Here is a 19,109-nt window from a genome sequence, read left to right on the forward strand (position 1 = left end):
CCTAAGCTGTGGTAGGGAAAACTATGGCAATCCGCGACTGGCCTGCATCCGAACGCCCCCGCGAAAAGCTCCTGGCGCAAGGCCCAAAGGCGCTGTCGGATGCCGAACTTTTGGCTATTTTCCTGCGCACCGGGGTAAAAGGCAAAACCGCGGTCGATCTGGCCCGCGATTTGCTCGCCCATTTCGGCTCGCTGCGCGCCTTGCTCGAGGCCGGCCCGGACCGCTTTACCCAATGCAAAGGCTTAGGCAGCGCCAAGTACGTCCAGCTCCAGGCCGCCTTGGAAATGGCCCGACGCCACCTGCGCGAGACCCTAGAGCGTGGCGACGCCCTCACCTCGCCGGCTCTGACGCGGGATTTTCTCTTGCACCACCTGCGCGATTATCCGCACGAGGTGTTCGCCGCCTTGTTCCTGGACACCCGCCACCGCGTCATCCGCTACGAAGAGCTGTTTCGCGGCACCGTGGATGGGGCCAGCGTTTACCCTCGCGAGGTGGCCAAAAGGGCTTTGGACCTGAACGCGGCGGCGGTGATCTTCGCCCACAACCATCCTTCCGGGATGGCCGAACCCTCGGCCTGCGACCAAGCCATTACGCAACGCCTGCGCGACGCGCTGGCGCTGCTCGATATCCGAGTGCTGGATCATGTCATCGTCGGCGATGGCAAAACGTATTCTTTCGCCGAGCACGGCCTGCTGTAGCTACTCCCCGAGCAGCCGCCGCTCGGCTTCCCGGTACCTGGCTGCGGTTTGAGCGATGACCTCCGCAGGCAAGCGCGGCGCGGGCGGTCGTTTGTTCCAGCCTATGGCTTCCACGAAGTCGCGCACGTATTGCTTGTCAAAACTGGGCGGGTTGATCCCAGGCCGATACCGGTCGGCCGGCCAGAACCTAGAAGAATCCGGGGTCAAGAGTTCGTCGATCAAATACAACCGCCCTGCCCGATCCAGACCGAACTCGAACTTGGTATCGGCGATGAGGATGCCACGCGCGCGCGCGTACTCGGCCGCCTTGGCGTAGATGGCAAGGCTGGCCGACCGTACCTGTTCGGCCAGGTCCCGACCGAGCAGTTCGACCACGCGGGCAAAATCGATGTTTTCATCGTGCCTGCCCTGCGCCGCTTTAGTAGACGGCGTGAAGATCGGTTCAGGGAGTTTGTCCGCAAGCTCAAGGCCCGCAGGGAGCGCGATCCCGCAGACCTTGCCGGTGCGCTGATAGTCCCGCCAGCCGGAGCCGATCAAATAGCCGCGCACGATCGCTTCCACCGGCAGCGGCGTAAGGCGCCTGACCACCACCGCCCGGGTTTCAACCTGCTCGCGCTCGGTCGGATCGGGCAATACCTCGGCCAAAGGCAGGGCCACAAGATGGTTGGGAAGAAGGTCCGCCATTTGCGCGAACCAAAAGTTGGAAAGCCGGGTCAATATTTGACCTTTGCCGGGGATGGGGTCGGGGAAAACCACATCAAACGCCGACAGGCGGTCGGTGGTGACGATCAACAGCCGCTCGGCGTCGATCTCGTAGAGGTCACGCACCTTGCCGCGGTTAAGGAGCTTCAAACTGGTCAGATGGGATTTAAACAAGGTTTTAGGTGGCATTCGATTTTTTCGCAGGCTTGAAAGTGCAATAATGAGTTTTTTTCCCCAATTTGACAAGCTCAAACGCACGGCATGGCTTGGTTAGGCAAGGTTTTCGGCGGCGCTTTCGGCTTTATGGTAGGCGGGCCGGTGGGGGCGCTTTTGGGAGCCGCCCTCGGCCATCAATTCGACCGCGGGATGGAAAACGTTGCCTTCTTCCCCCGTCTTACTCCCGGCCGCCAGCAACGCGTCCAGATGGCGTTTTTCACCGCCGTTTTCTCGGTCATGGGACACCTGGCCAAAGCCGACGGCCGAGTCAGCGAGGCGGAAATCGACCTCGCCCGTCAGATCATGGATCGCATGGACCTGTCCCCAGATCTGCGCGAGCTTGCGATCCGCTTGTTCCGCGAGGGCAAATCCCCAAGCTTCTCCCTGGAGGCCGCTTTAGATGAGTTCTGCCGTGAAGTGGGGCGCCACTCTCCCCTGCTGCGGCTGTTTTTGGAAATTTTACTGCAAGCGGCTTACGCCGACGGCAGCCTGCACCCCGCCGAAGAGGCATTGCTCCTGCGCATTTGCCAACGGCTTGCAATCTCCCGTCTGGAGTTTCAAGCGCTCAAGGCCTTTACGGAGGCGCAGCTGCGCTTCTCCCGCGCCGGGTCGCAATATCGTTCCGGCTCGAGTCACCGCCAGGCGCCCTCCCCTCGCCCCACCCCGTCGCTGGCCGACGCTTACGCCGTCTTAGGCGTCTCCCCGCAGGCATCGGATGCGGAAGTCACCAGAGCGTACCGCCGCTTGATCAGCCAACACCATCCGGACAAGCTGGTGGCCAAAGGGGTGCCCGAGGAGATGGTCAAAATCGCCACCGAAAAGACCCAACGGATCCGCAAAGCCTACGAAATCATCCAAGCCCATCGTCAACGGCGTAAGGCTTGAGTAAAATAACCGCCACAACTATCTACCCGGAGAACGACTCATGAGCGATTTGGATCCGATCGAGGGCAACTGGTACCTGGACCTAGACACGGGGCAGAAATTTGAAGTCCTGGTCGTCGACGACGAGGCGGGAATCGTCGAAGTCCAATATTTCGACGGCAGCGTGGACCAGATCGATCTAGACGCCTGGCAAGAGATGAATTTGGAGGCCATTGAAGAACCCGAGGACTGGACGGGACCGTTGGACGACGTCGAGCCGGAAGACATCGAATATTCCGAAATGGGCCTGGAAGAAGGCGAGGAAGAATGGAGCGAGGACAGCTTCCCCGCCGAGGGCGATGAAGACACCTTCCACGAGGAAGAAGAATAGCGCATGCCGTCGTTTGACGTCGTCTCCGAAGTCAACCGCCACGAGGTCGCTAACGCTGTGGACCAGGCCAACCGGGAGGTCGCTGCCCGCTTCGACTTCAAAGGCTCGGGGGCACGCTTTGTCTGGGCCGAAGACAAAATCACCCTCAACGCTCAGACCGACTTCCAGCTCAAGCAGATGCTCGACATCCTGCAGCTCAAGTTGGCCAAGCGCGGCGTGGACCTTGCGTGTTTGGCGATCGGCGCGCCCAGAATCAGCGGCCAGGCGGCGCAGCAAGAGATCATCGTGCGCCAGGGCATAGACCACGAGCACGCCAAACAGATCATCAAGCTCATCAAAGACACCCAGCTTAAAGTCCAAGCCAGCGTCCAAGGCGATCAAATCCGGGTGTCGGGCAAAAAGCGCGACGATCTGCAAGCGGTGATTCGCGCGCTCAAAGAGGCTAAGCTGGATTTGCCCTTGCAGTTTACCAACTTTCGCGACTAAAAACCTGCATTCGCTTTAGCCAGCCCCTTACCTTAGGCAGCCACCGGTAAAGCTCATTGACCGCTTGGGCGATTTCGTGAGCGCTGTCTGGATATTCATGGGCGATGGCGTTGCGTAGCCCGCGAAGCTGCATCCAATCTTCCTCGGTTAAATCGAACCCCCGCGCGGTCGGATCGGTACGGCTGCCGAACAGATACCCCCTTGCCCTTTCGCCGAAAGTCTCGGCCACCGCCTGACGGATACAACGGACTTGCTCCGCTTGCAGCCGGATCGGGGTCTTCTCTTCAAAACGCCCCATGTCTGCCTCCTTACTGTTTGGCCCCAAACGGGGGCAACTCGGCCACCCGCTGCGTGATCGTCTTCAGCTCCACCAACGGCTCAGCATCCCCCTGGCGCAGTTCCTGAAACTTGCGCGCGGTGGGCAAAAGCCGCGTTTCTAGGCTGCGGGTCGCCTGGTTATAGCTCTCTACCGCTTTCTCAAGATGTTTGCCCGTCTCTTGCCAATATTCGGCCACTTTGGCGATGCGCTGGTAAAGCTCCTTGCCTAAGCGGGCAATCTGCTCGGCGTTTTGCGCCACTTTTTCCTGCTGCCAGCCGTAGGCCACCGCCTTGAGCAAGGCGATCAAAGTGGTGGGGCTGGCGAGAATGACTTTTTTTTCTACCCCGTGCTCGATCAGGTTCGGATCGGCGTGGAGGGCAGCGGAGAAAAAAGCCTCCCCGGGAATAAACAAAACCACAAACTCCGGCGCCCGCGAGAACTGGTCGAAGTAGCTTTTGTGCGCAAGCTGATCGATATGGCGCTTGAGCTGCCTGGCGTGCTCAGTAAGATGACGCCGGCTTTCCTCGCCGTCCTCGGCCTCTACGGCCTTGAGATAAGCCTCCAGCGGCGCTTTGGCGTCCACCACCACCGACCGCTTGCCCGGCAAATGCACGATCAGATCGGGCCGCAGGCGTCCTTCCCCGGGGGCAAGCTGTTCCTGAAAGTCGCAATAGGCCACCATTCCGGCCATCTCCACCACCCGCCTAAGCTGCACCTCCCCCCAGCGGCCCCGGGCAGCCGGCTGGCGCAGCGCGCGGACCAGACTCTGGGTTTCCTTGTGCAAGCTGGGCAGATGGGTTCTGAGCAGTTCGTCGAGCTGTTGCTTGAGCGCCTCGTACGCGCCGATCCTAGCTTTTTCCACCTCGCTAATAGCCGCCTCTACTTTGCCTAAAGATTCGCCTATCGGTTTGACTAAATCCTCCACCGCCCCTTGCGTCTTTTCCAACTCGTGGCGGGCGCTTTCCTGAAAGCGCAAAAACGTCTGCTCCGCCTGCTCGAGAAACAAGCGGTTATTTTGCTCGAGCACGTCTTTGGACAGGGCTTTGAAGGTGTCGGCCAGGCGCGCTTCGGCGCGCTCGAGCAAGGCCTGGGTTTCCTGCACTCGGCGGGTTTCTTGGGCGAGCTTTTCCTCGAGCACCGCCGCTTGGGTCCTGAACTGCTCCCGCTCGGCTTGCACTTGGCCAAGCCGCTGAAGCTCCAGGCGCGCCTGCTCCAACTCAAACTGCAAGCGATCGCGCTCGCGTCTTAGCGTCTGGCGACTGAAGACAGCCAGCGGCAACGCCGTCAGCCACCCAAACAGCACCCCTCCTATCCCCCACCAGAGCCAAATTTCCCCCACCTTGCTCCTCCTTTATCTTTCGGCCACTTTGGCCAGGTGACCTTCCCCTTCCAGCTTAGGCCGCAAAAATCTGCCGGTATGCGAGCTGGCGCACTGCGCCACTTCCCAGGGCGTCCCTTGGGCGACGACTTGGCCGCCGCCCTGGCCGCCCTCTGGGCCAAGGTCGATGATCCAATCGGCGGTCTTGATCACGTCCAAGTTGTGCTCGATCACGATCACCGTGTTGCCGCGATCGCGCAGGCGGTGCAGCACGCCAAGCAGTTGTTTGATGTCGTGAAAGTGCAGGCCGGTGGTCGGTTCGTCGAGGATGTACAAAGTCCGTCCGGTATCGCGGCGCGACAGCTCGCGCGCGAGTTTCACCCTTTGTGCCTCGCCGCCGGACAGGGTCACGGCGTTCTGGCCCAAAGTAATATAGCCCAGGCCCACGTCCATCAAGGTCTTGAGCTTGTCGGCCACCGCCGGGACCGCCTCGAAGAAGGCCAGCGCCTCCTCGACCGTCATTTCCAGCACTTCGTGGATGGTCTTGCCCTTGTAGCGAATCTCTAAAGTCTCGCGGTTGTAGCGCTTGCCCTTGCACACGTCGCAGCGGACGTAGACGTCAGGCAGAAAGTGCATCTCCACTTTGATCACTCCGTCGCCTTTGCACGCCTCGCAGCGTCCGCCCCGGACGTTAAAGCTAAAGCGTCCCGGGGGATAGCCGCGGGCGCGCGCCTCGGGGGTGGCGGCGAAGCGCTCGCGGATCGGGGTAAACAGGCCGATGTATGTGGCCGGATTGGAGCGCGGGGTGCGGCCGATGGGGCTCTGGTCGATGTCCACGACCTTGTCCAGGTGCTCCAAGCCTTCGATCCCATCGCAAGGAGCAGGATCGGTGGCCGCGCCGTTTAACGCCCGCGCCGCAAACCGATACAAGGTATCGTTGACCAGGGTGGACTTGCCCGAACCGGAAACTCCGGTCACGCAGGTAAATAACCCCAGCGGAAAAGCCACATCGATGGCTTTCAAGTTGTTGCCGCGCGCCCCGCGGATCACCAGTTGGCGCGCAGGATCGGGCGCCTTGCGCACCGCCGGCACCTCGATGCGCTCAAGGCCTGCCAAATAGCGGCCAGTGAGCGAAGCCGGGCTCGCCATAATCTGCCCTGGCGTTCCCTGCGCCACCACCCGGCCGCCGTGGATGCCGGCGCCGGGGCCGATGTCCACCACTTGATCGGCGCTCAAGATCGCTTCCTCGTCGTGCTCGACCACGATCACCGTGTTGCCTAAATCGCGCAGGCGCAAGAGGGCGTCGAGTAGCCGCCGGTTGTCGCGCGGGTGGAGGCCGATGGAGGGTTCATCCAAAACGTACATCACTCCCACCAGCCCGGCGCCGATCTGGCTCGCCAGGCGGATGCGCTGGGCCTCGCCGCCGGAGAGAGTGTCGGCGCTGCGGTCCAGACTCAGGTAATCGAGGCCGACGTTGACCAAAAACTTAAGCCGCGCCTGAATTTCCTGGACGATCTTCGCGGCGATCTGACCCCGCCAGCCAGGCAGCGTCAAACGCTCGAAAAATTCAAGGCACTCCCGGACCGGCAGGCGGGTAAGTTCCGGCAAGCTCTTGTCGGCCACAAATACGTGGCGCGCGGCGCGATTCAGCCGGGCTCCGCCGCATTCGGGACAAGGTTTGGCCGAAAGGTATTTGGCCAACTCCTCGCGCACCGTGCTCGATTCGGCCTCGCGGTAGCGCCGCTCCAAGTTTGGCAGGACGCCCTCGAAAGGCTGGCGCCTTAGCCCGCCGCCGAAGTAACGCAAAGCGATGGCCTCTGAGCCGCTGCCATACAGGATGACTTCCTGGATCCTGGGGGGCAATTCCGCAAACGGCGCCTCTGGATCAAAGCCGTAGTGGTCGGCCAAGGAACGAATCAAGGCGTAGTAGTAAGCGTTGCGCCGGTCCCAGCCGCGGATCGCGCCGTCGGCCAAACTCAAATGGGGATGCTGGACCACCTTGGCCGGATCAAAATAGTGTTTGACCCCGAGCCCATCGCAACCCGGGCAAGCGCCTTTGGGGTTATTGAAGGAAAACAGGCGAGGTTCCAGTTCCTCCAAAGCGTACCCGCACTCCGGGCAGGCGTATTGATCGGAAAACGTTAAAGTTTTGCCTGGATCGTCGATAGCGACCGCCGTGACTATCCCACCGGCCAACTTGAGTGCCGTTTCTAAGGATTCGGCCAGGCGCTGGGCCAAATCCGGGCGGACGCGAAAGCGATCTACCACGACTTCGATCGTATGTTTTTTGCGCAGATCCAACTTCGGGGGATCGTCCAATTCATACACTTCCCCGTCGATGCGGGCGCGGATGAAGCCCTGCCCTTTGAGCTCGGCAAGGAGCTTGGCGTGTTCCCCTTTGCGCCCGCGCACCACCGGAGCGAGCAACATCCAGCGGCTGTCTGACTCCTGCGCTAAGATCGCATCGACCATTTGGCTGACGGTCTGAGCCTCCAGCGACAAACCGTGATCGGGGCAGCGCGGCGTTCCTGCCCGGGCGTAGAGCAAGCGCAGGTAATCGTAGATTTCGGTGATGGTGCCGACGGTGGAGCGCGGGTTGTGGGAAGTCGATTTTTGCTCGATCGAGATCGCCGGCGACAGACCCTCGATGTGGTCCACGTCGGGCTTTTCCATTACCGAAAGGAACTGGCGGGCATAGGCCGACAGCGACTCGACGTAGCGCCGCTGGCCTTCGGCATAGAGGGTGTCGAACGCCAACGAAGACTTGCCCGAACCCGACAGGCCGGTGATGACGATGAGCTTGTTCCGCGGCAGGTCCAGATCGATGTTCTTGAGGTTATGGGTGCGGGCGCCGCGAATGCGGATAGCGTCCATAAGATTTCAGGATGTCAAGCCTCCGAAGAACTTGATACTATAGATGGATTCAAACTTAAGGCAAAGGGGGAAGCGTTGCCACCAATCTTAGAATCCGGGCCGATGAGCCCTACCGAAAAACGCGCCGTCCTTGGGCTGGCGTTGATTTTCGCCTTTAGGATGCTGGGGCTGTTTCTCATTTTGCCGGTGTTTTCCGTACTCGCCGGCGGTCTTGAAGGCGCCAAGCCGGAATTGATCGGACTGGCGATTGGCGCCTACGGTTTCACTCAAGCGTTGCTGCAGATCCCCTTGGGTCTTTGGTCCGACCGAATCGGGCGCAAAACCGTGATCGCCGTGGGGTTGTGCTTATTTGCCGCGGGCAGCGTCGTGGCCGCCAGCGCCGCTTCCATCTATCAGGTGATCGTCGGCCGCGTCCTGCAAGGCTCGGGTGCGATCGCTGCGGCGGTGATGGCGCTGGTGGCGGACCTGACCCGCGAGGAGCACCGCACCAAGGCGATGGCCGCGATCGGCGTCAGCATCGGGCTTTCCTTTGGCGTCTCCATGATCGCCGGGCCGATGCTCGGGCATTGGTTGGGTCTTGCCGGTCTGTTTTGGACCACGGCGGGGCTTGCGCTGCTTGGGCTGGTCCTCCTGGCTGCGCTGGTCCCCAATCCCATCCAAACGCGTTTTCACCGCGATGCGGAGGTGCAACCGACGCGTTTTGGCAAGGTGCTGACCGATCCGCAGCTGCTGCGCTTGGATTTTGGCATCTTAAGTCTTCACGCCATCCTCACCGCCACTTTCGTGGCTCTGCCGATGGCGCTGCGCGCGCATCTGCCCACCTTCCAGCACAGCTATTTTTACTTGCCGGCCATGGCGGCGGCGGTCGTCCTCATGGTGCCCCTGGTGATCGCAGCGGAAAAGCGCCAAAAGATGAAAGCCGTCTTCCTTCTCGGCATAGCCCTCATTATCTTGGCCGAAGTAGGTTTGGCGCACTTTTATGAAGAACTCTACGGCATCGCGTTAAGCCTCGTGGTTTTTTTTACCGGCTTTAATTTATTGGAAGCGCTGTTACCCTCGCTGATCTCCAAACTCGCGCCGGTGGACCTTAAAGGTACGGCTTTAGGCGTGTACTCGACGTGCCAATTCTTTGGCGCTTTTTTGGGCGGGGCTCTAGGCGGCGTGCTTTCCGGCCGCTTCGGTTTGGAGGCGGTGTTCTGGTTTGCGGCTGGCGCCGCTTGCCTGTGGCTGCTGCTCGCCTTGGGAATGACCCCACCGCGTCCGGTCAAAAGCCTGCTCATCCCCGTCGCTCTGGCCGACCCCCAACGCGCCGCCTCCTTAGCCTACTCCTTACGCAGATTGCCTGGGGTGATCGAGGTGGTGGTGGTTCCGGACGAACGCTTAGCCTACTTGAAAGTCGAAGAAAAGCACTTGGACCTTGGGCGCTTGGAAGCGCTTTTGCGCCGTTTTACCGAAGAACCTGAAACAACACTCGCGGAGAATTGAAAATGGCAACACGCGGCATCAACAAAGTCATCCTCGTCGGCCATCTAGGCGCCGATCCGGACGTTCGCTACCTGCCTTCGGGCGAAGCGGTGGCCGTCTTGAGCGTGGCCACCAACGAAACCTGGAAGGACAAGCAGACCGGCGAGATGCAGGAGCGCACCGAATGGCACCGGGTGGTGCTGTTTGGGCGCTTGGCGGAGATCGCCGGCGAGTATCTGAAAAAAGGCCGGCAGGTCTATATCGAGGGTTCCATCCGCACGCGCAAGTGGCAGGGCCAGGACGGGCAGGAACGCTACACCACCGAGATCGTCGGGCGGGAAATGCAGCTTCTAGGCAGTCGCGGCGAAGCGGGCGCCTCCGCCCCGGTGGCCGAGGAAGCTTATCGGAAGCCCGAACCGTCCCCTAAAGCTTCGGCCAAACCTGCCCCCCAAACCCTGGACGACTTCGAGGACGACGACATCCCGTTCTAGCTTTGCAAATCCACCCGATTCCCGGCTTTGCTCAGCCGGTCAGCTCCCTCACCCATTTGCTCGGCGCGGTGGTTTTCGCCGGATTGGCGCCGGTTTTGGGGTGGCGATGGCGAAACTCTAAGCACCGGTGGACGACGTGGTGCTTTTCTTTCACCGCGGTCTTTCTTCTCTCCATGAGCGGGGTCTATCATCTGCTGGCGCAAACAGGAATCGCCCACCGGGTGCTGCAGCGCTTAGACCACGCGGCGGTCTTTATCCTCATCGCCGGCAGCTTCACCCCTTTGCAACCGGCGTTCTTCAGCACTTGGCTGGGGCGTTGGGGAACGCTGCTGCTCGTCTGGGCCTTGGCCTTGGCCGGCGTCGTCCTCAAGGCGGTGTTTTTCGACGACATTCCCGAAGGTTTAGGGCTTGCCCTGTACCTTAGCTTGGGATGGTTAGGGCTAGGATCGATCGTCGCTTTGGGAAGACGCCACGGCGTAGGTTTCATCGTCCCCCTGGTCTGGAGCGGGATGGCCTATACCGTCGGCGCCGTCGCCGATTTCGCCCGCTGGCCGGAGGTGATCGCCGGCGTGGTCGGTCCCCACGAACTGATGCATCTCGCCGTGCTGGCAGGCGTCTTCGGGTTCTGGTGGTTCTTTTTTACCCGCCGGCCAGTTGTCTCTTAACCGTTATTCTCCAAGCTGCAGCAAAAGGTTGCGCTGCCTGGCCAAGCGAAACGCCCACGCCCAAACCCCTACCCCAAAAAGCAGATACAGCCCGTTGAGGCCGACCGCCCAAAAGAAATGATCCCAGAGAAAGCCTTTGCCGAGCAGCACCGCCCGCATCCCCTCGAACACCCAGGTGGCGGGGAGCGAAAGCGCCAGCGGCTGCAACCAAGACGGCAACACCGAAACCGGATAGTAAATGCCGCTGATCGGGGCGATGGCAAAGATCAAGGCCCACGCCAGCCCCTCGGCTCCTAAACCGTAGCGCAGGATCAAAGCGATCACCACCAAGCCGATGGCCCAGCCCATAATCAAAAGATTCGCAAAAAACGCCAGCAGCGGCAACCCCATGGCGAAGATCGAATAGCGGTACAGCACGATCGCCAATCCCGCCGCCGCCCCCACGCCGATCAGGGTGCGAAGTAAGCTGATCGCCATCAAGGCCGCGATCCACTCCCACGGCCGTAGCGGAGACACGAACAACTGGCCTAAATTACGCGACCACATCTCTTCCAGAAACACCACCGAGATCCCAAGCTGGGCGCGAAACAGCACGTCCCACAACAGCACCGCGGCGATGAACAGCCCAGCCGCCTGCGCCACCCAAGCGCTTTGCGTAGCCAAAAACTGATTGATCAGCCCCCACAAAATCATTTGCACCGTGGGCCAATACGCCAGTTCCAACACCCGAGGCCAAGATCCTTTAAGCAGATACAAATAGCGCACGAGCAAAGCCGCGATCCGTTTCATGCTGGCCAAGACCGAATTCACCCTCGGCTCCGCGCGATCTCGATAAACACTTCTTCCAAATTGCGCCGGCCGTAGCGCTCGATCAACGCCTTGGGCGTCCCTGCAGCGGCAATCCGCCCCCGGCGCAGAATGTAGACAAAGTCGCACAGGCGCTCGACTTCGAGCATGTTGTGGGAGGCGATGAGCAAAGTGGCGCCGCTTTGGCGCCGGTAATCTAGAAGATAGCCGCGGATGCGCTCGGCCGAATCCGGGTCCAAAGACGCGGTCGGCTCGTCCATGAGCAAGACTTCCGGGCGGTTGAGCAGCGATTTGGCCAGCGCCACCCGCGTCTTCTGGCCGGCGGAGAGCGATCCATACGGCCGCTTAAGCAGCTCGGTCAGCTCCAAAACCTCGGCGAGCTCCAAAATCCTCGCCCGGCGCTTTACCATCCCATACAGCCGCCCATAAATGTCTAAGTTCTGCCAGACCGTCAGGCGATGCGGCAAATCCACGTAGGGCGAGGTGAAATTCATCCGCGGCAAGGAGCGATAGCGGTGGCGGACCATGTCCACGCCCAACACCCTCACCTGCCCAGAGGTGGGCAATAGCAAACCGAGCAGAATCGCCAAGGTGGTCGTCTTGCCGGCGCCGTTGCCGCCAAGTAGAGCACAGGTCTGCCCGCGGGCGACGGTAAACGACACGCCATCCAAAGCGACAACCTGCCCATAGCGTTTGCTTAAATCTCGAACCTCGATGACCGCTTCGCTCACCTGTACTTGCTTTATGCGGAAAGTACGCTCTAAATTTAAAAAAATGTACGAAGCGTTTTTGCTCAAAAACCCGTCCGAAATCGCCCGTATTTTACGGGCGCTGCTTGAGCAGCGCGCGCTCATCAGCGCCCAGATTGAAAGCGAGCACGCCAGTTTCATCACCGCCTTGCTGCTCGTGGACCTGGAACGCCAGCGGATCGCCCTGGACTATGGCCCCGATCCGCGCCTCAACGGGCGCGCGCTCGCCGCGAAAAAGGTGTTTTGCCAGACCAAACTGGACCGGCTCGAGGTCAAATTCACCGCCTCCCATCTCACAGAAGCCAAGTTGCAAGGCCAGCCGGTGTTTTGCGCCCGCTTCCCTGAAACGCTTTATTATCCCCAAAAGCGCAGGTTCTATCGCCTCATCTTGCCCAAAACCTCGCCCCTAAGCTGCACGGTCGGCCTGCCCGACGGCACGACGTTGGCTCTCGAAGTGATCGATCTCGGCGTCGGCGGACTAGGGCTCTTTGATCGCGAAGGCCACGCCCCTCTGAGCGTGGGCGGCATCTGCCCAAACTGCCGCCTGCACTTGCCCGGCTTGGGCGAGGTGGTTTTCGACCTGGAGGTCCGCTCGGTCCTCGAGCTCAACCCAGGCAAACGCATCGGCGGCGCGTTCTTGAACCTCAAGCCGGCCTATGCGGCGTGGATCCAGCGCTATCTCAACCAAGAACAGATCAAACTCCGGCAGAGGACGCCAGAGCGGCCTTGAGCGCCGCGCCCAACTCGGTAGGCAGGTCCACCACCTCCACCCCGGCCCAGCGCAAAGCCGCCACTTTGGCCTCGGCCGTACCCCGGCCGCCGCTCACGACCGCCCCCGCGTGCCCCATCCTCCGCCCCGGCGGGGCGGTGCGCCCGGCGATATACGCCACCACCGGCTTGGAGACGTGATGGCGGATGTATTCGGCCGCCTCTTCCTCTTCTTGCCCGCCGATCTCCCCTACGAGGATGATGCCTTGGGTCTCGGGGTCCTGTTCGAACAAGGCCAGTGCATCGATGAACCCCATCCCGTGGATGGGATCGCCGCCGATCCCGATGCAGGTGCTCTGACCCAGCCCCGCGCGGGTCGTTTGCCAGACCGCCTCATAAGTCAGCGTCCCGGAACGCGAGACGATGCCCACGCATCCGCGCCGGTGGATGGAACCCGGCATGATGCCGATCTTGCATTCTTCTGGGGTGATGACCCCGGGGCAGTTGGGGCCGATCAGAACGCAATCGAAGTCCTTGAGCGCCGCCTTGACGCGCAGCATGTGCAAGATCGGGATGCCTTCGGTGATGCAAACGATGAGCTGGATACCGGCGTCAGCCGCTTCCAAGATCGCATCGGCGGCAAACGGCGCAGGCACATAGATCACGCTCGCGGTAGCCAGAGTGGCTTGCACCGCCTCGCGCACCGTATCGAATACCGGCAGCCCTAAGTGGGTCTGGCCGCCGCGCCCCGGCGTCACCCCGCCCATTAACTGGGTGCCGTATTCCAACATCTGCTGGCAATGGAACGTCGCCTGCTTGCCGGTAAAGCCCTGGCAAATCACCCGCGTCGCGCGATCGACCAAAACGCTCATACTTCCCCCCGCGCCGCCGCCACCGCCCTGCGCGCCGCCTCCAACAGGTCGGCGGCAGGGATGATCGCCAGTCCAGACCGTTCCAGAATCTCCCGCCCGACCTCCGCTGCGGTCCCCTCCAGACGCACCACCACCGGCACCTTAACCTGCATCTGGCGCACTGCGGCCAAAATCCCCTGAGCGATCAGATCGCAGCGGACGATCCCGCCAAAGATGTTGACCAAGATCGCCTTGACCTTGGGGTCGGCGAGGAGGATCTTGAATGCCTCCGTCACCCGCTCGGCCGAAGCGCCTCCGCCCACGTCCAAAAAATTGGCGGGCTCCCCGCCGCATTGCTTGATCAGGTCCATGGTCGCCATCGCCAGGCCCGCGCCGTTGACCATGCAGCCGATCTCCCCGTCCAGGGCAACATAGCTCAAACCGTGCTCGCGCGCCCGCCGTTCCTTCTCGTCCTCTTGGCTAGGATCGGCCAAGGAAGCGATCTCGGGGTGGGCGTAGAGGGCGTTGTCGTCGAAATTGAGCTTAGCGTCCAGCGCCAGCAATTGCCCCTCGGCAGTCACTGCCAGCGGGTTGAGCTCGATTTGACTTGCGTCCTTATCCACAAACAGACGGTACAGCCGCTCCAGCAAGGCCACAAAAGCGCCTGTCTGCTCGCCGTACAGCCCAAGGCCAAACGCCAGCTCCCGTCCTTGATACGGCATGGGACCGGTGGCCGGATGAATGGCAAAACTCAAGATTTGCTCCGGCTGGCTACGCGCGATCTGCTCGATGTCCATCCCGCCTGCGGCGGAAGCGACCACCAAGACCCGCGCGCGCGTGCGGTCGATTAACAAGCTCAAGTACAGCTCGCGCGCTACTTCCGTCGCCCGCTCTACGAGCACCGCGCCGACGGGAAGCCCTTGGGAGCCGGTCTGTTGGGTGACCAGCCGCTTCCCTAGAAGCTTGCCTGCGATCTCCGCCACTTCCTCTGGAGTCTCGGCCAGCACCACGCCTCCCGCCTTGCCGCGCCCGCCGGCGTGGATTTGCGCTTTTACTAAGAAAGGTCCACCGCCGAGCGCCCACGCCGCCGCCCGAGCTTCGTCTGCAGTCCTTGCGACCTGGCCTAAAGGCACCGGGACGCGATACTCATAAAGCAGCGCTTTGGCTTGGTATTCGTGGATATTCACCGCCTCGACCTGCCCTTTCGGAAATGCCGCTATACTTCTTTTGTAACTTCTAGGACTATTCTATGCCAAGTCGGGGCATTTCGGCGAGTCCATGTCCGAGACCAGCTTAAGACCCTGCCCGTTTTCCAACCACCGCATCCAGGCCGACCAAGCCTGGCGCTTGCTTGCGGTGTTTGCCGTCTATCAAACGGCGTTGGGCGCGTTGTTTTGGGGCTTGTTTCAGCTGCGCTTGGGGCCAAGCCAGCTCGGCCAACTGCATCCGCAATTGTTTTTCTCAAGCGCTGGCGCTTACGCCTTGACCGCCTTCGCCAGTTTGCCCTGCCTCAAATGGCGCCTTGCCTACGCTTGGCAGGCGGCCGGGCACGTATTTTTGGATTTGGCCTTGCTTCCGTTCCTCATTTACGCGAGCGGTGGGCTAGAGAGCGGATTCGCTGTGCTGCTTGCCGTTTCGGTGGTGGCTGCCGGGCTGCTCGTCGGCGGACGTTGCGCCCTCGGCTTTGCCGCCTTGGCCAGCCTAGACGTGCTCGCCCTAGAAAGCATCGGCAACTTACAAGGCGTTTTTGCGACCAGTCATTACACTTACGCCGCCGTGCTCGGGGTCGCGTACTTTACCATCGCCTGGCTGGCCGTCGTGCTGGCCGGGCGGGCGGAACAAAGCCAGCTGCTTGCCGACCGGCGTAAAGTGGCTCTGGCCAATCTCGAGCAACTGAACGAGTTCATCGTCCAGCACCTGCAATCGGGGATCCTCGTGCTCGATTCTACCCTCACCGTGCGCCTGTGCAACGATTCCGCCCTACGCCTTCTTAAGCTGCCGCAAAGACCTAAGGCGCTTGTTGACCTGCCCGAGGCGCTGGTCACTCGCTTAAGAGAATGGCAGGCGCACCCCCAGCCAAGCTCGGCGACTTTGACCACCGCTTCCGGCCCCATCCACGTGCGCTTTAGCCGCCTGCCCATGCAAAGCGAGGTCTTGACCATGATCTTCCTCGAAGACGAGGCCCTGCACCAGCAGCGCGTTCAAGAAAGCAAGCTCGCCTCCTTAGGCCGGCTGACCGCCAGCATCGCCCACGAAATTCGCAATCCCTTAAGCGCCATCAGCCACGCCAGCCAATTGCTGGGCGAGAGCCAAAACCTTACACCCCAGGAGCTGCGCTTGGTAGAAATCGTCCAGAAGCACTGCCGACGGGTCAACGCAATCGTAGGCAACGTCTTGCAGCTGTCGCGCCGCCAGGCCGCCCGCCGGGAGAGGCTGGCTTTAAACCCCTGGCTGGCGCAATTTTGTCTAGAATTTGAGGAGGAAAACCAACGCCCCAAGTTGTTCGATCTTCAGTTGCCCAAGACGACTTTGAACGCTTTCGTAGACTCGAGCCAACTCAAGCAGATCCTCTGCAACCTGTGCGGAAACGCGCTCCAATACGGCACGCCGGCGGGCGAGCCAATCACCCTCCGGCTCCGCCGCCACGAGCCGACCCAAAAACCTTGCATCGAGGTCATCGACCGCGGCCCCGGCATTCCCCCCGAACAAGTGCAAAACGTATTCGAACCTTTCTTTACTACCTCTCCGACCGGCACCGGCCTTGGCCTGTACATCGCGCGTGAACTCGCGCAGTTGAACCAAGCCAACCTAGAGTACGAATTCGGGAGGGACGGCAGTTGTTTTCGCCTCATCCTCGCCAACGCCGATCAAGTTTGGGTGGAACTATGAGCTGTCCTACTGCCTTGATCGTTGATGACGAAGCCGACATCCTCGAGCTGATGGAGCTGACTCTGACGCGGATGGACGTGCAAGCCCGCACCGCAACCACCTTGGCGGAAGCCAAACGCTGGTTAAGCCGCGAGGCCTTCCAGCTGTGCCTGACCGACATGCGCTTGCCGGACGGGGACGGTCTGGACTTGGTGGCTCATATCCAGGAACATTTTCCCAATCTCCCCGTGGCCGTCATCACCGCCCACGGCAACATGGAAGCGGCGGTCAAAGCGCTCAAAATGGGGGCTTACGATTTTGTCTCCAAACCCGTGGACCTCCGGCTCTTGCGCAAGCTCGTCGCTACCGCCCTGCAGCTGGCCAAACCCGGGCCGGCCGATCGACGCTCGCGCGACGTGTTGCTCGGGGAGTCTGCGGCTATGCGTGAGATCCGCGCCAAGATCGTAAAATTGGCGCGCACCCAGGCGCCGGTCTTCATCCACGGCGAATCCGGCACCGGCAAAGAGCTGGTCGCCCGTCTCATCCACGCCAAAAGTCCTCGCGCCGACAAGCCCTTCGTCGCCGTCAACTGCGGCGCAATTCCTGCCGAACTGATGGAAAGCGAGTTCTTCGGCCACCGCAAGGGCAGCTTCTCCGGCGCGGTCGCCGACCATATCGGTTTGTTTCAGGCGGCAGACGGCGGCACCTTGTTCTTGGACGAAGTGGCCGACCTTCCGCTGGGGTTGCAGGTCAAACTCTTGCGGGCGATCCAGGAAAAAACCATCCGCCCTATCGGCGCCGAGCGGGAAATCTCAGTGGACGTGCGTATCTTAAGCGCCACCCACAAAGATCTGAAACAGCTCGTAGCCGAAGGCAAATTTCGCCAGGATTTGTTCTACCGCATCAACGTCATCGAGCTGAAGGTGCCCCCTTTGCGCCAGCGCCGCGAAGACATCCCGCTGCTGGTCGAGCGGATCTTGGCGCGCCTAGCCCGGGAAAACGGGCTAGAACGCCTAACCTTGAGCCGCCGCGCGTGGGAGGCCTTGAATCGGTATGAATTTCCAGGCAACGTGCGCGAACTCGAAAACATTCTCGAGCGCGCGGCCGTCCTATGCGATGGGCAAGAAATCGAGGTGGAAGACCTAAATCTTCCCGCCGCGGCTCCTGCCCTGCCTCCGCACGAAGCCGTCCCGAACGGGAAATTCTCTTTAGAAGAATATCTGACTCAAATCGAGCGGCGCGCCATCTTGGCAGCCTTAGAGCAGACGCGCTGGAATCGCACCGCCGCGGCGCAAAAACTCGGACTCACCTTTCGCTCGATGCGCTATCGGCTAAAAAAATTGGGGATCGACTAGGCCCAGTATTTTTTCAGCCCCTTAAACCGCTCGAAGGCTTCTTTGACTTTTTGCTCGACGGCTTCGTCCTGAAGCTCCGCGTTTTTGTACACCCGGTCGAGCAAGCCTTCCCGGACCATGGCTTCCTTGATCCAGCGCTTGGCGAAGCGGTAGTTGGTCGGGATGGCTGCCGTCTCACCGCTGATCGGATCGCGCAGCTGCTTGACTTGGGCAAGTTCCTCTGCCGGCGCTTCGGCTTCCGCTTGCAATTGAGCGGGGACCGCCTCGACCGGCGCCTCCATCACCTTGGCGTAAAATTCCTTAGCGCCCTCACCCAAAAAAGCCGTGATCAAAATATAAACGATATAAACGATCAGCAGGATCGAAATACCAGCCAGAAAAGTGGTCATCACGCATCCTCCCCCTTGGCGTCGAAGTTTATCGTTATAAAGGGTTTAAAGCCTAGCCGATCTGTCAGGTTGCAGACAAGGGCCTTTTATACCGCGCGGATGAGAATCTCCCCTCGGCCAACAGTAGCCAAGTCGCCGCCGTAGCGATGAACCCGGGCAAAAGGCGCATCCAAAGCCGCAAAGCGGCTGTCCAAAGATTTCAAAGCCGCAAACCACAAAGGCAGAAAGCTTAAGCTATGCACCCCGCAATCGCCAAAAGTCGGCAAGATCGCCGCCGGCTTGTGCCAAAGCAACACCGTCCCACGCCTTAAGCCGTATCCCGGAAAACGTCCCACTTGACCCATCACCGCCACGGTGCCGGCGATCATCCGTGAAGCTAAGTAGTCGCCTGCGTTTCCTTCCACCAATACGATCCCGCCGCGCATTTGATCGGCCAGGCGATCACCCGCGTCCCCCTTCACGAGCACGATTCCGCCGCGCATCCCCCGTTTGTCGCCCGGCAACGCCGCCCCCAAAAAATCCCCCGCGTTGCCGTCGATCTGAATCAACCCCCCGCGCATCTCGCACGCAGCCAAGGGGCCGACGTTGCCGGTCACACGGATGCGCCCAGACCTCAACCCCATCCCTAAGTAAGCGCCGGCATCGCCTTCCACGAGGATCTCAAGTTCGGCAGCGTCCTTGCCTATGTAGTCGAGCTTGGCGCTTGCTTGGCGAACGACGAGCTTGGAGGCGTCCTCCCCTTCGATTGTGAACAGCTCATCGACCCGATAGGTCCTCTTGCCACACCAAAGCCTAAGCGCGGCGATTTCGTCACGGCGCAACTTGGCCGCTCCGCTCAAAGGCGACATATCCACCCGCTGCTTGGGTTCGGCTTTCAAGGTCAAAATCAGCATA

The 19,109-nt window shown here is 61.0% G+C and carries 21 protein-coding genes; 10 read left to right on the forward strand and 11 right to left on the reverse strand.

Features of this window, described 5'->3' with window-relative positions; translation table 11 throughout:
* The first annotated feature begins 23 nt into the window (after positions 1–23).
* Positions 24–698: a RadC family protein gene (gene radC / locus ACYQ3M_RS00675; RefSeq protein WP_460034119.1), complete on the forward strand. Its 675-nt coding sequence runs from the start codon at positions 24–26 to the stop codon at positions 696–698.
* On the opposite strand, the gene ACYQ3M_RS00680 is transcribed toward radC, so the two are convergent.
* Positions 699–1,589, reverse strand: a complete 891-nt coding sequence (locus ACYQ3M_RS00680; RefSeq protein ID WP_460034120.1) for a phosphoribosylaminoimidazolesuccinocarboxamide synthase — start codon at positions 1,587–1,589, stop codon at positions 699–701.
* Positions 1,590–1,661: 72 nt separating this feature from the next.
* On the opposite strand from ACYQ3M_RS00680, the gene djlA reads away from it, so the two are divergent.
* Genes djlA through ACYQ3M_RS00695 form a run of 3 tightly spaced genes read left to right on the forward strand, consistent with a single transcriptional unit; the run spans position 1,662 to position 3,357 of the window.
* On the forward strand, positions 1,662–2,501 hold the full coding sequence (gene djlA / locus ACYQ3M_RS00685; protein WP_460034121.1) for a co-chaperone DjlA: 840 nt from the start codon (positions 1,662–1,664) through the stop codon (positions 2,499–2,501).
* 40 nt (positions 2,502–2,541) lie between these two features.
* The gene (locus ACYQ3M_RS00690; protein WP_460034122.1) at positions 2,542–2,871 is read left to right on the forward strand and encodes a DUF6763 family protein; all 330 of its coding nucleotides are present in this window, start codon (positions 2,542–2,544) and stop codon (positions 2,869–2,871) included.
* Positions 2,872–2,874: 3 nt separating this feature from the next.
* Positions 2,875–3,357 (forward strand): YajQ family cyclic di-GMP-binding protein, encoded by a 483-nt coding sequence (locus ACYQ3M_RS00695; protein ID WP_460034123.1) that lies wholly within the window; start codon positions 2,875–2,877, stop codon positions 3,355–3,357.
* Here ACYQ3M_RS00695 and ACYQ3M_RS00700 read toward each other — a convergent pair.
* The 3 genes from ACYQ3M_RS00700 to uvrA are packed head-to-tail and all read right to left on the reverse strand — an operon-like array spanning position 3,338 to position 7,868.
* The gene (locus tag ACYQ3M_RS00700) at positions 3,338–3,655 is read right to left on the reverse strand and encodes a hypothetical protein (RefSeq protein ID WP_460034124.1); all 318 of its coding nucleotides are present in this window, start codon (positions 3,653–3,655) and stop codon (positions 3,338–3,340) included. The two genes, ACYQ3M_RS00695 and ACYQ3M_RS00700, sit on opposite strands and share 20 nt — an antisense overlap.
* 10 nt (positions 3,656–3,665) lie before the next feature.
* A complete protein-coding gene (locus tag ACYQ3M_RS00705) occupies positions 3,666–5,015 on the reverse strand; it encodes a DNA recombination protein RmuC (RefSeq protein ID WP_460034125.1) in 1,350 nt (449 codons plus the stop codon).
* A 12-nt stretch (positions 5,016–5,027) separates the two neighbouring features.
* On the reverse strand, positions 5,028–7,868 hold the full coding sequence (gene uvrA / locus ACYQ3M_RS00710) for an excinuclease ABC subunit UvrA (RefSeq protein ID WP_460034126.1): 2,841 nt from the start codon (positions 7,866–7,868) through the stop codon (positions 5,028–5,030).
* A 102-nt stretch (positions 7,869–7,970) separates the two neighbouring features.
* Here uvrA and ACYQ3M_RS00715 point away from each other — a divergent pair, with 102 nt between their 5' ends.
* Together ACYQ3M_RS00715 and ssb are read left to right on the forward strand one after the other, a co-directional pair.
* Positions 7,971–9,353 (forward strand): MFS transporter, encoded by a 1,383-nt coding sequence (locus tag ACYQ3M_RS00715; RefSeq protein ID WP_460034127.1) that lies wholly within the window; start codon positions 7,971–7,973, stop codon positions 9,351–9,353.
* Between the two features lie 2 nt (positions 9,354–9,355).
* Positions 9,356–9,823, forward strand: coding sequence for a single-stranded DNA-binding protein (ssb, locus tag ACYQ3M_RS00720; protein ID WP_460034128.1), 468 nt, complete (start codon positions 9,356–9,358; stop codon positions 9,821–9,823).
* A 31-nt stretch (positions 9,824–9,854) separates the two neighbouring features.
* Here the strand turns inward: ssb and ACYQ3M_RS00725 are convergent, their stop codons facing one another.
* Positions 9,855–9,977 carry a hypothetical protein gene (locus ACYQ3M_RS00725; RefSeq protein WP_460034342.1) on the reverse strand — a complete coding sequence of 41 codons (123 nt, stop codon included), beginning with the start codon at positions 9,975–9,977 and terminating at the stop codon, positions 9,855–9,857.
* Here ACYQ3M_RS00725 and trhA point away from each other — a divergent pair.
* Complete coding sequence (trhA, locus tag ACYQ3M_RS00730; protein ID WP_460034340.1) at positions 9,919–10,488, forward strand: PAQR family membrane homeostasis protein TrhA; 570 nt, start codon at positions 9,919–9,921, stop codon at positions 10,486–10,488. The genes ACYQ3M_RS00725 and trhA overlap by 59 nt on opposite strands.
* A gap of 3 nt (positions 10,489–10,491) precedes the next feature.
* Here the strand turns inward: trhA and ACYQ3M_RS00735 are convergent, their stop codons facing one another.
* Both ACYQ3M_RS00735 and ACYQ3M_RS00740 read right to left on the reverse strand, forming a co-directional pair.
* Positions 10,492–11,298, reverse strand: coding sequence for an ABC transporter permease (locus tag ACYQ3M_RS00735; RefSeq protein ID WP_460034129.1), 807 nt, complete (start codon positions 11,296–11,298; stop codon positions 10,492–10,494).
* The gene (locus tag ACYQ3M_RS00740) at positions 11,295–12,026 is read right to left on the reverse strand and encodes an ABC transporter ATP-binding protein (protein WP_460034130.1); all 732 of its coding nucleotides are present in this window, start codon (positions 12,024–12,026) and stop codon (positions 11,295–11,297) included. Before ACYQ3M_RS00740 ends, ACYQ3M_RS00735 begins: the two co-directional genes overlap by 4 nt.
* A 43-nt stretch (positions 12,027–12,069) precedes the next feature.
* Here ACYQ3M_RS00740 and ACYQ3M_RS00745 point away from each other — a divergent pair, with 43 nt between their 5' ends.
* Positions 12,070–12,774: a flagellar brake protein gene (locus ACYQ3M_RS00745; protein WP_460034131.1), complete on the forward strand. Its 705-nt coding sequence runs from the start codon at positions 12,070–12,072 to the stop codon at positions 12,772–12,774.
* Here ACYQ3M_RS00745 and sucD read toward each other — a convergent pair.
* Together sucD and sucC are read right to left on the reverse strand one after the other, a co-directional pair.
* A complete protein-coding gene (sucD, locus tag ACYQ3M_RS00750) occupies positions 12,740–13,624 on the reverse strand; it encodes a succinate--CoA ligase subunit alpha (protein ID WP_460034132.1) in 885 nt (294 codons plus the stop codon). The two genes, ACYQ3M_RS00745 and sucD, sit on opposite strands and share 35 nt — an antisense overlap.
* On the reverse strand, positions 13,621–14,790 hold the full coding sequence (gene sucC / locus ACYQ3M_RS00755) for an ADP-forming succinate--CoA ligase subunit beta (protein WP_460034133.1): 1,170 nt from the start codon (positions 14,788–14,790) through the stop codon (positions 13,621–13,623). The genes sucD and sucC overlap by 4 nt, the downstream gene beginning before the upstream one ends.
* A 91-nt stretch (positions 14,791–14,881) precedes the next feature.
* On the opposite strand from sucC, the gene ACYQ3M_RS00760 reads away from it, so the two are divergent.
* Positions 14,882–16,492, forward strand: a complete 1,611-nt coding sequence (locus ACYQ3M_RS00760) for a two-component system sensor histidine kinase NtrB (protein WP_460034134.1) — start codon at positions 14,882–14,884, stop codon at positions 16,490–16,492.
* Positions 16,489–17,826, forward strand: a complete 1,338-nt coding sequence (locus tag ACYQ3M_RS00765; RefSeq protein WP_460034135.1) for a sigma-54-dependent transcriptional regulator — start codon at positions 16,489–16,491, stop codon at positions 17,824–17,826. The genes ACYQ3M_RS00760 and ACYQ3M_RS00765 overlap by 4 nt, the downstream gene beginning before the upstream one ends.
* Here the strand turns inward: ACYQ3M_RS00765 and ACYQ3M_RS00770 are convergent.
* Both ACYQ3M_RS00770 and ACYQ3M_RS00775 read right to left on the reverse strand, forming a co-directional pair.
* Entirely contained in the window at positions 17,823–18,215 is a 393-nt protein-coding gene (locus tag ACYQ3M_RS00770) for a hypothetical protein (RefSeq protein WP_460034136.1), read from the reverse strand. The two genes, ACYQ3M_RS00765 and ACYQ3M_RS00770, sit on opposite strands and share 4 nt — an antisense overlap.
* Before the next feature lie 86 nt (positions 18,216–18,301).
* On the reverse strand, positions 18,302–19,108 hold the full coding sequence (locus ACYQ3M_RS00775; protein WP_460034137.1) for a formylmethanofuran dehydrogenase subunit C: 807 nt from the start codon (positions 19,106–19,108) through the stop codon (positions 18,302–18,304).
* Between the last annotated feature and the right edge of the window lies 1 nt (position 19,109).

It is taken from the genome of Methylothermus subterraneus (assembly GCF_054656915.1).